Annotated in this window: 12 protein-coding genes; 5 read left to right on the forward strand and 7 right to left on the reverse strand. The window is 70.7% G+C overall.

What is annotated here, in order from left to right; translation table 11 throughout:
• The coding region (locus ON30_RS17115) for an AAA family ATPase (protein ID WP_040708398.1) at positions 1-623 on the reverse strand (623 nt) is incomplete at its 3' end.
• A gap of 121 nt (positions 624-744) precedes the next feature.
• Between ON30_RS17115 and ON30_RS17120 the strand changes: the two genes are divergently transcribed.
• Both ON30_RS17120 and ON30_RS17125 read left to right on the forward strand, forming a co-directional pair.
• The gene (locus tag ON30_RS17120; protein WP_051029458.1) at positions 745-2,412 is read left to right on the forward strand and encodes an alkaline phosphatase D family protein; all 1,668 of its coding nucleotides are present in this window, start codon (positions 745-747) and stop codon (positions 2,410-2,412) included.
• Positions 2,413-2,458: 46 nt separating this feature from the next.
• A complete protein-coding gene (locus ON30_RS17125; RefSeq protein ID WP_040708399.1) occupies positions 2,459-2,971 on the forward strand; it encodes a mycothiol transferase in 513 nt (170 codons plus the stop codon).
• A gap of 7 nt (positions 2,972-2,978) precedes the next feature.
• On the opposite strand, the gene ON30_RS17130 is transcribed toward ON30_RS17125, so the two are convergent.
• Entirely contained in the window at positions 2,979-4,148 is a 1,170-nt protein-coding gene (locus tag ON30_RS17130) for a phosphotransferase family protein (protein ID WP_040708402.1), read from the reverse strand.
• A 194-nt stretch (positions 4,149-4,342) separates the two neighbouring features.
• Between ON30_RS17130 and ON30_RS17135 the strand changes: the two genes are divergently transcribed.
• Complete coding sequence (locus ON30_RS17135; protein WP_040708403.1) at positions 4,343-5,290, forward strand: ICP22 family protein; 948 nt, start codon at positions 4,343-4,345, stop codon at positions 5,288-5,290.
• 6 nt (positions 5,291-5,296) lie between these two features.
• On the opposite strand, the gene ON30_RS17140 is transcribed toward ON30_RS17135, so the two are convergent.
• On the reverse strand, positions 5,297-6,283 hold the full coding sequence (locus ON30_RS17140; protein WP_083911457.1) for a DUF389 domain-containing protein: 987 nt from the start codon (positions 6,281-6,283) through the stop codon (positions 5,297-5,299).
• A gap of 138 nt (positions 6,284-6,421) precedes the next feature.
• On the reverse strand, positions 6,422-8,263 hold the full coding sequence (gene aspS / locus ON30_RS17145; RefSeq protein ID WP_083911458.1) for an aspartate--tRNA ligase: 1,842 nt from the start codon (positions 8,261-8,263) through the stop codon (positions 6,422-6,424).
• Positions 8,264-8,505: 242 nt separating this feature from the next.
• Here aspS and ypfJ point away from each other — a divergent pair, with 242 nt between their 5' ends.
• Both ypfJ and ON30_RS17155 read left to right on the forward strand, forming a co-directional pair.
• Entirely contained in the window at positions 8,506-9,432 is a 927-nt protein-coding gene (gene ypfJ, locus ON30_RS17150) for a KPN_02809 family neutral zinc metallopeptidase (protein ID WP_040708405.1), read from the forward strand.
• Between the two features lie 62 nt (positions 9,433-9,494).
• Positions 9,495-10,013, forward strand: coding sequence for a hypothetical protein (locus ON30_RS17155; RefSeq protein ID WP_040708408.1), 519 nt, complete (start codon positions 9,495-9,497; stop codon positions 10,011-10,013).
• Between the two features lie 85 nt (positions 10,014-10,098).
• On the opposite strand, the gene ON30_RS17160 is transcribed toward ON30_RS17155, so the two are convergent.
• The 3 genes from ON30_RS17160 to ON30_RS17170 all read right to left on the reverse strand — a co-directional run bounded on the left by ON30_RS17160 (position 10,099) and on the right by ON30_RS17170 (position 12,870).
• A complete protein-coding gene (locus ON30_RS17160) occupies positions 10,099-11,766 on the reverse strand; it encodes a hypothetical protein (RefSeq protein WP_085999348.1) in 1,668 nt (555 codons plus the stop codon).
• Positions 11,767-11,782: 16 nt separating this feature from the next.
• Positions 11,783-12,100 (reverse strand): type VII secretion target, encoded by a 318-nt coding sequence (locus ON30_RS17165; protein WP_040708412.1) that lies wholly within the window; start codon positions 12,098-12,100, stop codon positions 11,783-11,785.
• Positions 12,101-12,246: 146 nt separating this feature from the next.
• The gene (locus tag ON30_RS17170; protein WP_157183760.1) at positions 12,247-12,870 is read right to left on the reverse strand and encodes an ANTAR domain-containing protein; all 624 of its coding nucleotides are present in this window, start codon (positions 12,868-12,870) and stop codon (positions 12,247-12,249) included.
• Between the last annotated feature and the right edge of the window lie 658 nt (positions 12,871-13,528).

Raw genomic sequence — 13,528 nt, forward strand, 5'->3', positions numbered from 1 at the left:
ACGGCGTAGGCCCCGTCGTAGCCGCGCGGATCGGTGAGCGCGCGCTCGAGCACCGTCCGGATGTCGTCGTCGGTGAGCGAGCGCAGTTGCAGCACCAGCGAGCGCGACAGCAGCGGTGAGACGACCGAGAACGACGGATTCTCGGTGGTCGCGCCGACCAGCAGCACGATCCGGTTCTCCACGGCCGCGAGCAGCGCGTCCTGCTGGGTCTTGGAGAAGCGGTGCACCTCGTCGATGAACAGCACGGTGCGTTCGCCGACGGTGAGCCGCCGTCGGGCCAGGTCGATGACCGCGCGCACTTCCTTCACCCCCGCCGAGAGCGCCGAGAGCGCCTCGAATCGGCGGCCGGTGGCCCTGGAGATGAGCGAGGCCAGGGTGGTCTTGCCGGTGCCGGGCGGTCCGTAGAGCAGGACCGAGGCCGCGCCGGAGCCCTCGATGAGCCTGCGCAGCGGCGAGCCGGGACCGAGCAGGTGTTGCTGGCCGACGACCTCGTCGAGCGTGGCGGGCCGCATCCGCACGGCCAGCGGCGCGGCCCCGCCCGGACCGCGGAAGTCCACGCCCGCCGACCCGGGGAGGTCCGCGTCCGACGCGGCGCCCGGGACGTCGAACAGGCCATCGCTCATGGCTGCGACCGTACCGTCCGGCCCCGACAACTCCGCCGCCGTGGCGTTCGCACCGGTCGCGGGAGTGACACGCGTCCCGCCGAGTTGCCCGGGGCGGCGGTATGGGATGTGATCGATACCCGTGGCCGAAAACGTTGCCGTTTCAGATCCCGCCCCCCTCCGCTCCGTCCCCCGCCGCACCCTGTTCAAGGGTGTCGCGGGCGCCGCCACCGCCACCGCACTGGTGGGCGTCGGCGTCGCACACGCCGCCGAACCGGTCTTCGCGCACGGTGTCGCCTCCGGAGATCCGCTGCCGACAGGGGTGATCCTGTGGACCCGCGTCACCGTCGCCCCCGAGGCGACGCCGGGTTCCGGCCTCGGCGAACCCGCCCGGGTGCGCTGGGAGATCGCCCGCGACGCCGATTTCACCTCGATCGCCGCCGCCGGGCAGGTCACCGCGACCGCCGAGGGCGACCACACTGTCAAGGTCGACGTCGCCGGCCTGACCCCCGCCACCGACTACCACTACCGCTTCACCGCGCTCGACCAGACCTCGCCGACCGGCCGCACCCGGACCGCCCCCGCCGACGCCGACACCCCCGACCGACTGCGCTTCGGCGTGGTGTCCTGCTCGAACTGGGAGGCGGGCTACTTCGCCGCCTACCGCCACCTGGCCGCGCGCGAGGATCTCGACGCGATCGTCCATCTCGGCGACTACCTCTACGAATACGGCCGCGGCAAGTACGGGGGCCGCAACGGCGCGGTACGCGCCCACGATCCGGTCCAGGAGATCGTCACCCTGGCCGACTACCGCATCCGCCACGGTCAGTACAAGACCGATCCCGACCTGCGCGACCTGCACGCGCGAGTGCCGTTCATCTGCACCTGGGACGACCACGAATCGGCCGACAACTCCTGGTCGGGTGGCTCGGGCGACCACGATCCGGCCGTCAGCGGCGACTGGCGCGACCGCAAGGCCGCCTCGGCCCGCGCCTACCTGGAGTGGATGCCGGTGCGCGCCAACGGTTCCGGCGAGCAGACCCGCATCTACCGGCGACTGCGTTTCGGCACGCTGGCCGAACTGTCCATGCTCGACCTGCGCAGCTACCGCGACCGCGAGGCCGAGGCGGTGCGCGGGTGGCGCACGGTCGACGATCCGGCGCGCACCATCACCGGCAAGGCGCAGATGGAATGGCTCACCGCCGGACTGGCCTCGGCCCCGGTGCGCTGGAAACTGGTCGGCAACTCGGTGATGATCGCGCCGCTGGTGTTCCCGCCGCTGGAGCCCGCGACCACGGCCGCCTTCACCAGCGTCATGGGCCTGCCGCAGGGCGGCATCCCCCTCAACGGCGACCAGTGGGACGGCTACACCGCCGACCGCAACACCCTGTTCCGCACCCTGCTGGACCAGCGGATCGGCAATGTGGTGTTCCTGACCGGCGACATCCACTCCTCGTGGGCCGCCGACCTGCCGGTGGACGCCGCGAACTATCCGGGCGGGCCCACCGTCGGGGCCGAATTCGTGGTGCCCTCGGTGACCTCGAGCAGCATCGGCGAACTGCTCGGCGCGCCGCCTCGCACGGTCGCGGTGCCGCTCGAGGAGACCATTAAGGGCGTCAACCGGCACCTGCGGTACGTGGAGTTGGAATCGCACGGCTACGGCGTCCTGGAGGTGACGGCCGAGCAGGCCCGCATGGACTGGTTCTACGTGCTCGACGTGGAGGACCCGGCCAGTGGAATCCGGCTCGGCGCCTCGCTCGGGGTCCGCGAGGGCGGACGGATCGAGCCGCGCGCCACCCCGATCGGCTGAGGCCGGGCGGGGAACAATCGGCGCGCTCGGCCGCTTGGACATCGATATGACCAGTGCTGAGCTGTTGACGGACGCCTTCGACCGGATCAGGCAGAACGTGCACGACGCGGTTGAGGGCTTGTCCGAGCGGGAGTTGTCCACGGTGGTCGAACCGGGCACGAACACCGTGGCCTGGCTGCTCTGGCATCTGACCCGCGTGCAGGACGACCACGTCGCCGAGGTCGCCGGACACCAGCAGACCTGGACGGCGGACGGGTGGGCGAGCCGTTTCGAGCTGTCGCTGCCGGAATCGGACACCGGATACGGGCACGGTCCGCGCGAAGTGGCCGCCCTCGACGGCGTGAGCGCGGACCTGCTGCTCGGCTACCACGACGCGACCCACGCCCGCACGCTCGACTACGTGCGCGGGCTGACCGACGCGGATCTGCCGCGCGTGGTGGACCAGCGCTGGGATCCGCCCGTCACCCTCGGGGTGCGGTTGATCAGCGTCGTCGACGACGACATCCAGCACAGCGGACAGGCGGCGCTGCTGCGCGGCATCCTGCTGCGCAGGCGTTAGCGCCGGGTCACTCCGACCAGCGCTCCTCGAGCCGCGCGGACACGTCCTCGGCGAAATCGCCGACCGCGTCGTCGCCGGTGCACCGCGCGTCCTCGGCGAGGGCCGCCCAGCGGTTGATCAGCGCCTCCGAGCGGGGCACCGACAGCCCGTGTTCGCGGGCCGCGGCGATGCGGGCGTGATCGGCGGGCAGGAACCAGTAGGTGCTCAGCCACACCCAGATGAGCCGGGCCTCGAGGATGCGTTCGGCCAGCGCGGCGTCGTCGGCCAGCGCGGGCCAGACCCCGACGACCTCCGACCGCCACGCCTCGATCATCTGCTGGCCGCGCTCGCGCGACAGCTCGAAATCGCACAGGCAGCCGGGGAAGGACACCAGCGCGTAGGCGATGTCGAGGGTGGCGTCGCGGAACCCGCCCCACTCGTAGTCGAGGAAGCGCGCGCCCTCCTCGTTGATGATCACGTTGTCCGGGCACAGGTCCGAGGGGCTGAAGGCGCGGCAGCGGCCCGCCGAGAACAGGCGGTTGCCCCGCACGATCCGCTCGGCGATCTCGCCGGGCACCTCGATGCCCAGTTCGCGCTGCAACAGGCCGGGGACCTCGGCGATGGCGGATTCGGCCTGCTGGGCGATGCCGTCGACGCGGTGCACCACGTCGACCCGGCGCAGCAGCGCGACGAAATCGGCCTCGCGGCCCACCGTCGCGGCGTGCATGCGGCCCATCGCCTGGGCGAAGGCCATCAGCGCGTGGCGGGTCGTCGCCTCGGCGCCGGTTTCCAGGACATTGGTGAGCAGGGAGTTCTCCCCGAGGTCGCTCAGGATCAGCAACCGGTCGGGCAGGCTGTGCGCGATGAGGTAGGCGCCGGGTCGCTGGTCGCGACCGAGGGCGGTGGTGAACTGATAGGAGACGGTTTCGCGGAGGAACGCGGAATCCACGCTGGCGACCCCGGGCGCGAAGGCGCCCGCTCGGAGGTCGCGAGCGGCGCCGCGGACCTGCTTGATGATCAGGGTCCGAGGCAGGGAGAAGGCGTTCTCCGAAACACGCACGCGTAGGACTGTCGTCCTACCACTTCCGCTGAGTTCGATCGGATCGCTCAGCTTCACCGGAGCACCCATTCGCTTTGTGAGCAACTGCTGTGCTGCGGACACGACTTCGGCGGCGCGTTCGGCCAATAGTGCGGTCATCGCCTATCAAGCTACTCGCATGAGGTCACTTTCAGCGACCTGTTACACAACCTTTCCGCGTCGTCCGGCGTGTCCCGGGCCGCCCTCCGCCGGGCGCGCGCGACGTGCTTGACACCATAGGTCCGGTCAGGTTTTCTCAACGTCAACTGTCGTGCGCCACACCGCAAACCAGGTGCCTCGAAAGGTCTCCCACATTGACCGACACCCCATCGCCCGCACCGCGCGACCCGGTTCGCGACGCCCCCGGGCGCGACGCGGACGTCTCGCATTCCGCTCCGTCCGGTCAGCACGCGGGTTCCGGTCAGCCCGTTCCCGCGCCGAACACCGGTCCCGCACGGCACGAAATGCCGGGCGACGCCGGATACCCGCAGTTCAGCGGGCCGGGGGCGCCCCAGTACGGCGAACCGGTCGAACCGCCGCCCGCTGTCGGACAACCCCAGCCGACCTACGGCCCCGAGGGTACGGGTCCCGCGCACGGTGATTCCGACGACTATCCGGTCTACGGCTACCAACATTCCGTCCCGACCGGTCTGGATGTGGGGCAGGCGCTCGGCTACGGCGTCGAGAAGTTCCGCGCCAATCCCGCACCGTGGCTGGGCATCACGGCCATGGGCGTGGTCATCTACCTGGTGTTCTACCTGCTCGTGCAGACCTTCGAACCGCGCACGCCGCTGCCGGTGATGGTGATCTTCCTCATCGTGCTCACCGGCATCTGGTTGTTGCAGGGCGCGATGGTGCGCGGGGCGCTCTACGAAACCGACGGCAACAGGCCGGTTTTCGGCTCCTACTTCCAATATGTCAACGCGGGCAACGTCCTGCTGACCGCGCTGCTGGCCTTCATCGCCACCTCGATCGGCTTCGCGCTGTGCGTACTGCCCGGTCTGCTCGTCGGCTGGCTGTGCATGTTCTCCCTGCACTACGTCGTCGACCAGGACCTCGGCCCGTTCGACGCGATCAAGTCCAGCGCGACGCTGGTCCTGCGCAACGCCGGTCAGACCGCGCTGCTGGCCCTGGCGGTCATGGTGCTGGCCCTGGTCGGCACACTGCTGTGCGGGCTGGGCCTGCTGCTGGCCGGACCGGTCTCGGTGATCGCGGTCACCGCCGCCTACCGCGGCCTCACCGGCGGCACCCTGGCGTCCTGACCGGGCTCACTTCTGCACCCAGGTCACCTTCTCCACCCGCGAGGTCATCCCGACCGCGCGCTTGAACCGCTCGAACGGCCCCGTGTCACTGCCCGCGCGGGGCCGCAGGAACAACACCAGCACCCCGGCCACCACGATGCCGCCCAGATTCACCGCGAGCTGACCGGCCGACATGAACGCGACGTTCCACTGTCCGACCGTCGCCGCCACCACCGCGAACCCCGCCGCGGGCACCGTGGTCACCGAGATGAACACCCCGATCAGCGCGGCCGATTTGGACGTCACCAGCGACAACATGCCCGCCGCACCGGCCAGCAGGGCCACGATCAGCGAGAACGGGCCCACCTCGTAGATGAAGTCGACGTTGTGGGCGTTGGTCACCCCGTCCAGGGTGATCCATCCGAACTGCTCCCACAGCAGCGTCGCGACCAGCGTCACCGCCATCGCGAACGGGAAGGCGACCAGCAGCGCCAGCGCCGAACGGCGCGCCAACGACCAGTCGCGACGCACCAACCCCACCGAGAACGCCGCCAGCGGACCGAATTCCGGACCCACCACCATCGCGCCGACGATGGTCACCGGCGAATCGGTCGCCACGCCGACCGCCGCCAGCAGGCACGCGATGGTGAGGAAGGCGACGAAGGTGGAATTGAGCGTGGACTCCTCGTGGGTCTGGGCGAGCAGTTCCTCCCACACCACGGCGTCACTCGGATCGCCGGGCGCCTCGTGCACCGCCTTCTCCCCCGCGTCGGAGAGCACCGTCTCCACGGGGACCAGCGTCATCCCGCCGGTATGGTGCACGCCGAGTTGCTTGAGATGTCCGATCACGTCGTTGGCCGCCTCGCGCGCCACGTCGGCCTGCACGAGATCGCCCGCGGGATCGATCGCGCACCCGCGCGCGACGGTGACGTGGGTGACGCCGGGATCGGCGTGCAGCACCTCGAGCACCCGGTCGGTCGTCTCGGGCGGACTGATCAGACGGACGTGCAGCACGGGTTCCCCTCGCGGTCGGCTCCGGCCGCGCCGGACTCAGCAGAACCTACCGCCCCGGGTCGCCGGTCGCCATCCGCGCCGCGCGGACGCGAACCGGCCGGACGCGCGAGGCGTCCGGCCGGTCGTGGTCGTGCGGAATCAGGCGGTCGGCGCCGCGGGCTCGCCGCCCTTGCCCTCACCGGGCTTGCCCTCGCCACCCTTGCCCTCGGCGGGCTTGTTCGCGCCCGGCTTGAAGTCGAGACCGGCTTCCTTGCGCTGCTGCGCGGTGATCGGCGCGGGCGCGTCGGTCAGCGGGTCGACGCCGCCGCCGGTCTTCGGGAAGGCGATGACCTCGCGGATCGAGTCCAGTCCGGCCAACAGCGCCACGATCCGGTCCCAGCCGAAGGCGATGCCGCCGTGCGGCGGCGCGCCGAAGGCGAACGCGTCGAGCAGGAAGCCGAACTTCTCCTGCGCCTCCTCGTGACTGATGCCCATCACCGCGAAAACGCGTTCCTGCACGTCGCGACGGTGGATACGGATCGAGCCGCCGCCGATCTCGTTGCCGTTGCAGACGATGTCGTAGGCGTAGGCCAGCGCCGAGCCGGGATCGGTGTCGAAGGTGTCCACCGATTCGGGCTTGGGCGAGGTGAACGCGTGGTGCACCGCCGTCCACGCCGAATAGCCCAGCGCCACATCGCCGCTCGCGGTGGCCTCGGCGGCGGGCTCGAACATCGGGGCGTCCACGATCCAGACGAACGCCCACGCGTCTTCGTCGATCAGGCCGACCTTGCGGGCGATCTCGCCGCGCGCCGCGCCCAGGATCGCCCGACTCGCCTTGACCTCGCCCGCGGCGAAGAACACGCAGTCGCCCGGTTCGGCGCCGACCTGCTTGGCCAGCCCCTCGCGCTCGGCGTCGCTGAGGTTCTTCGCGACCGGCCCGCCCAGCGTGCCGTCCTCGTTGACCAGCACGTAGGCCAGACCGCGCGAGCCGCGCTGCTTGGCCCACTCCTGCCAGCCGTCGAGCTGACGCCGCGGCTGGCTCGCGCCGCCCGGCATCACCACCGCGCCGACGTAGGGCGCCTGGAACACCCGGAACGGCGTCTCGCTGAAGTAGTCGGTGAGCTCGGTGATCTCGACGCCGAAACGCAGGTCCGGCTTATCGGAGCCGAAGCGGCGCATCGCCTCCGCGTAGGTCATGTGCGGGATCGGCGTCGGGATGTCGTAGCCGATGAGTTTCCACAGCGCGACCAGGATGTCCTCGGCCAAGAGGATGACGTCCTCCTGGCGCACGAAGCTCATCTCGATGTCGAGCTGGGTGAACTCCGGTTGCCGGTCGGCGCGGAAGTCCTCGTCGCGGTAGCAGCGCGCGATCTGGTAGTAGCGCTCGATCCCGCCGACCATGAGCAACTGCTTGAACAGCTGCGGGCTCTGCGGCAGGGCGTAGAAGCTGCCCGGTTGCAGGCGGGCGGGGACCAGGAAGTCGCGCGCGCCCTCGGGGGTCGACCTGGTCAGCGTCGGCGTCTCGACCTCGACGAAGGCGTGTTCGGCCAGCACGTCGCGGGCGGCGGCGTTGGCCTTGGAGCGCAACCGGATCGCGTGCGCGGGGCCCTCGCGGCGCAGGTCGAGGTAGCGGTGCTTGAGCCGGGCTTCCTCGCCGGGTTGCTCGTCGAGCTGGAACGGCAGCGGCGCGCTCTCGTTGAGCACCTCGAGTTCGGTGACGTTCACCTCGATCTGCCCGGTGGGCAGGTCCGGGTTCTCGTTGCCCTCGGGCCGCTGTTCGACCACGCCGGTGACCAGCACGCAGAATTCGGCGCGCAACCGGTGGGCCTGTCCGGCGGCGGGACCCGCGCGGAAGACCGCCTGGGCCACGCCGGAGGCGTCGCGCAGATCGATGAAGATCACGCCACCGTGGTCACGACGCCGAGCCACCCATCCGGTGAGGGTGACGGTCGAACCGGCGTGTTCGCTTCGCAGCGAACCAGCCAAGTGGGTGCGCAGCATCGGATTCCTTTCGACGATTCCGGCACCAAAAGGGGCATTCGGTGCGTTGCCATCGTAGCGACGACGCAGGCAGGCTCCCTAATTGATATCGGCCCGCATCCGGCGCGGTCGCAGCCCGTGTCGCACGACACGCTCGGCGTCCCGATCCGAATGTCGGCCCTTCGTGCCAAGCTGAACCGAGAGCGGGTGCCGCCCGCCGCGCATCGGCACGCGACGGCGGCGATCGACAGGAAGCGACGACGATGACCTTCAACGAGGGTATGCAGATCGACCCCGACGCCGTGCGATCCGGTGGCGGCGGCCCGGGGATGGGCGGGCGGATCGCCCTCGGCGGCGGAGCGGGCGGCCTCATCGTGCTGGTCCTGGCGCTGCTGCTGGGCGGCGATCCCGGTTCGGTGCTGGGCGGGCTCACCGGCGCGCAGGACGAGAGCAGCCTGCCCGCGACGGCGGGCACCCCGGAGCACTGCAAGACAGGGGCCGACGCGAACAAATACGTCGACTGCCGGGTCGCGCTCACCGCGATCAGCCTGGACGCGATCTGGGGCGAGCAGTTGCCCGCGCAGACCGGCAAACGTTACGTCGATCCCGAGGTGGTGCTGTTCTCCGGAGCCACCAACACCGGATGCGGCAACGCCACCAGCGAGGTCGGCCCGTTCTACTGCCCGGCCGACCGGACCGCCTATTTCGACGTCACCTTCTTCGACGAGCTGACCACGCGCTTCGGCGCGAACAGCGGCCCGCTGGCCCAGGAGTACGTCGTCGCGCACGAGATCGGCCATCACATCCAGAACGTGCGCGGCGATATCGTTCAGGCCCAACAGGATCCGCGCGGTCCGCAGTCCGGCGCGGTGCGCACCGAATTGCAGGCCGACTGCTACGCGGGTATCTGGGCGCACTACGCCGACAAGACGCCCGCGCCCGGCAGCGATCAGCCGTTCCTGAAGCCGTTGTCCGACAACGACGTCCGCGACGCGCTCTCGGCGGCCGCGGCCGTCGGCGACGACCGCATCCAGCAGGCCGCGCAGGGCCGGGTCAATCCCGAGGCGTGGACGCACGGGTCCTCCGAGCAGCGGCAGAAGTGGTTCCTGTCCGGATACCGGACCGGTCAGGTGCGGGCGTGTGACACCTACTCCGCCCGCGATCTCGACAATCCGGACGCTCTGCGGTGACCCGTCGCCGCACCCGCGGCGACGGCCTTGTTTCCCTACCAGCACGACGAGGTGGATACCCCATGCGTAGATCAGTGTCGGTACTCCTGGCGTTCCTGGTGGCCGTCGCCGCGGCGACCGCGGCGGCAGGCGCCGATCCGAAGACCGCCGAACCGCCGACGGTGCGGACGGCGCTGCTGACCCTGACCACGATCCCGGAGGGCTGGCAGAGTCGCACCGATCTGCGCCCGGTGCTCGAGGTCTACTCCGACGGCCACGCGGTGTACCGACCGGACGCCATCGCCGCCGACCGCAAGGCCGACACCGAACCGCGTCAGGTCGCGGGCACCGTCCGCGCCGAGGTCTTGAAGGCGGCGCTGACCGAGGTCCAGGCGCTCTCCGAGACCGATTTCGGTGTCCCCGCCACCAACGACCACGGCATCGGCATCATCGACTTCATGCCGGAGGCGCTGGAGCAGAGCGCGCACCTCATCGTCTATTCGCCCGCGGCCACCGAGGGTTTCGCCGGCGAACAGCAGAGCGCGCGCACCCGGTTCGCCGCCGTGTGGCGCTCGCTGATGGACGGCTTCGTCGCCGACTGAGTCCGTTCCTGTCGCCATCGAGTCACGAAAAAGCTGTGGCCCCTTCCCGATCCGGAAGGGGCCACAGCTTTTTCCGTGCTTACGATCAGAACTGATCCTGCGAGTAGTCGGAGAGCAGTTCGTCCGAATGCGGCGCGCCGATGACATCCGGGGTGGATTCGCCGAGCGGACCGGTGAGATCGTCGTTGCCCGTACGGCTCTGGTAGGGCTGCACGGTGCGGCCGTGCTCGTCGTCGTCGGCGCCGCGGCCCGCGCCCGCGGCCGCCGGACTGCCGCCCATGAACGAGTTGCCCGCCGACGCCGCGCTGGTGGGCGCGCCGGTGGCACCGCCAAGACCCGCGACGGTCGGCATCCCGGTGCTCGCGCGCAACGGCGAGACCGTCGCTCCCGGCACACCGATGTTCGGCTTGCCCGAGGACGACCCGCCGGACCCCGAGCCCGAACCGCCGACGCCGCCCGCCGAACCGCCCGAACGCGCGGTGCCGAGCGCACCGAGGCTCGCGCCGCCGCCGCCGAGGCCCGCACCGGTACCGGAACCGCCGACGCCCTGCGCGGAGGTGTTGGACTGCGCACCGCCGAGCAGCGAGGACAGCGGGGAATCGGAGCCGAGGCCCGCGGAATTCGTCGACGCGTCCGAGGCCTGACTGAGCAGCGGTTCGCCGATGTTCTGGATCGCGGCCTGGGCCACGTCCTGCGGCGCGGGCAACCCGCTCTGACCGAGCAACTGCGAGACCATCCCGTTGAGTTCGGCCGTCTTGCCCGCCAGATCACCGCGGGTGGCGTTGGCGACCGTGACCGCGTTGCCCAGATGCTGGGTGGCGCTGGCGATCAGCGCCGTCTGCGCGGGCGGGGTCAGGATGACCGGCGCGAGGGCCGTGGCCTGGGTGGCGAAGGAACTCGCGATGCCGAGCAACTGGGTGTTGCCCTGCTGGACGACCCCGGCCGCGCGCTGGGTCAGATCGGAGATGTCGAAACCGCGCTGACTGGTCTCCTGGCCCTGCGTGGTGGCCTGCTGGCTGGCGGCCTGGGCACTGCGCGAGGCCTGCCCCTCCCAGACCTGTTCGACGGTGGCCATACTGCCCTTGCCCACCTGCATGGCCGTCTCGATGATCTGCGAGGACGCGCTGAGGATCTTGGTGGGGTCGAGGGCGCCGAGCACGCCGGTGCCGAAGCTGTTGAGCAGGTCCAGAATCGGCTGGAACAGCAGATCGACCCCGGGCAGCGCCGGGATCGACAGCCCGTTCATGAGGCTGCCGACCGGGTCGGCGGGCAGGGCGGGCAGCGCGGCGGGCAGTTGCGCCGACGCGACGGCCTGCTGGGCGGCCTGGGCCAGACCCGCGCCGCCGCCGGACAGCGCGCCGCCGAGCACACCGTCCACCTGGGCGAGCGCGGTGTGCGCCTGATCGGTGGCGTGACTGATCGCGGCGTCGGCGCCGCCGAGCAGGCTCGACACGTCGGTGGGCGCGCCGGACAGGACTCCGCCGGGATCGGACGCTCCCCCACCGCCGCCGAGGCCGGGGACGCCCGCGGGCACCGCGCCGTGCTGCTCGTCGGTGATCTTGCGCGCGAGGTGGAGCTCGGGCGACTCGATGGGGTCCATATCCGCGGGAAGTTGCGGCAGCGGGATGTCCTGGATGGCCTGCGGCAGGCTCTGCGCCGCCGCGGCGGCGATCTGGGCGAGGTCGTCCGCGCTGTGCGCGATCGCGGCGACGCCCTGGTCCTGTCCGATCACGCCGAGGGCGCCGTTGTCCATGGATTGCACCGCCTACTCAGATCTGACCCGCGGCGCCGTCGATATCGCCCGCGTTCTCGGTGTCCTGGTCGTCGAACCGGCTCGCCGCCGTGAACGCCTTCGAGGAGAGGTCGTTGAATTTGACCGACAGTTCGTTGATGTCCTTGGACTGCAACACCTGGGCCGCCGCGAAACTGAGCAGGTAATCCGCCCCGATCAGGCCGAACACGGGCGTGAGCGCGGCGACCTGGCCCGCCGGATCCATCGTTCCGGCCGCGCCGACCTGCGCCGCGATACCGGCGTTCTCCGCCGCGAAAACCCGCAGCGCCTCGGTCTCCACCGAGATATCTCTCATCGAGCGGCCCCCCAAATCGTCGTGAACATCAGTTCTGCACCGCCTCCCACAGCCCCACACTCCCAGTACGGCGAATCGGCACGGTTCGGCTCAATATAACCCACCCCCATGGTCGCAGCCAGTGGCCGGGCGCGTGGCGAGTTGCGCTACGCCGCTGCGGGTTCCCACCGGCCCGCCACCCCGCGGTGCCGCCGGTACGCCGGCCCGAAAGAAGTGCTCTCAGGACGCGTTCGGTCAGCGGGGGCGTGGCGGGAGCCGGTGGGCGGTGAGCAGCAGGTGATCGAACCTGGTGCGGGTCTGCGCCGCCGCGCCACCGAAGTCGGTGAGCGCGTCGACGAGGCGTTCGGCCAGGGTGCGCAATTTGGTGTTGGTTCCTGGGAGCGCAATTCGAGGACGGCGAAGGCTTGTTCGGCGGTGACGCCGTAGACGGCCATGAGCGCGCCTTTGGCTTGTTCGATGGCGGCGCGGGTGGCCAGGAGTTCGGGTAGTTCGGTGGTGACGGTGTGGCGGCGGTCGGCGGCGACGGCGTCGGTGAGGTCGATGTAGTAGCCGCTGGTGCCCACGACGAGGCCGTGCTGGTCGTGGAGCTGGTCGCCGACGACCAGGACGTGGCGGGTGGCCCCGGTGGTGGTGATGATGCGGTGGCGGCTCGAGAACGCCGCGCCCGTGGTGACGACGGCGGTCAGGGTGTCGGCGATCTCGTCGCGGTCGTCGGGGTGTTTGTGCGCGAGGCCCCGGTCCACGGTGGGGTGCATGGGTTCGTGCTCCACACCGGCCACACCCTGCGCGTCCCCACCCGCGCCACGGACCCGCGGGCGGAAGCGAATGGGATTGGAAAACAGGAGGAAAGGGGGGCAGTGGCCCCGCGGGCCGGCGCGAACGCCGCGGGGCCACCGCAAGGGGAAGAGCGATCACTTCGTGCCGTAGATCGTGAGAACGGGCATCACCTCGCTTCCCGAACACCAGGGATCTGGACCACGAACCCGATGAAGAGTCCGGAGGGCCGCGTTGGGTGGCGCGCGGGCCGCGACCACCCGGATCCCTCGGGCGGACCCGCCCCGCCGGACCCGGCAGCCGGTGACCCGCGGGGCGGGCGGTCGCCGCGGCGATCCCCGTGAGCACGCGCGTGCGGGCGTGTTCACGAGCCGCCGCGGCGACCACGTGATGTAGCAGCGCCTCGATGTCGGGGTCGAGCACCGCCGCCGGATCCGCACCGACAGTCGCGATATCGATCTCGGTGCCGGGCGCGGCTGTACTCGCGGACGCTGTGACGGTCATGACGCACCTCCAGGCGAGAGAAGAAGCGTCGAAACGGACAGGGACGGGGACGGCGGGAACGGTCAGGCGTCGATGGTCTCGGCGCCGATGGCCTTCGCGCTGCCGTTGGCGTTGGCGTTGATGCTGCCGTTGGCTTGGGTCTTGGTATGG

Source organism: Nocardia takedensis NBRC 100417 (assembly GCF_000308695.1).
In the GTDB taxonomy this organism is placed as follows: domain Bacteria; phylum Actinomycetota; class Actinomycetes; order Mycobacteriales; family Mycobacteriaceae; genus Nocardia; species Nocardia takedensis.

Excerpts from the sequence above, each read along its gene's own strand:
- ypfJ (WP_040708405.1), top strand. The coding sequence starts at position 8,506 with ATGACCTTCAACGAGGGTATGCAGATCGACCCCGACGCCGTGCGATCC.
- ON30_RS17125 (WP_040708399.1), top strand. The coding sequence starts at position 2,459 with ATGACCAGTGCTGAGCTGTTGACGGACGCCTTCGACCGGATCAGGCAG.
- ON30_RS17165 (WP_040708412.1), bottom strand. The coding sequence starts at position 12,100 with ATGAGAGATATCTCGGTGGAGACCGAGGCGCTGCGGGTTTTCGCGGCG.
- ON30_RS17155 (WP_040708408.1), top strand. The coding sequence starts at position 9,495 with ATGCGTAGATCAGTGTCGGTACTCCTGGCGTTCCTGGTGGCCGTCGCC.
- aspS (WP_083911458.1), bottom strand. The coding sequence starts at position 8,263 with ATGCTGCGCACCCACTTGGCTGGTTCGCTGCGAAGCGAACACGCCGGT.
- ON30_RS17130 (WP_040708402.1), bottom strand. The coding sequence starts at position 4,148 with ATGACCGCACTATTGGCCGAACGCGCCGCCGAAGTCGTGTCCGCAGCA.
- ON30_RS17160 (WP_085999348.1), bottom strand. The coding sequence starts at position 11,766 with ATGGACAACGGCGCCCTCGGCGTGATCGGACAGGACCAGGGCGTCGCC.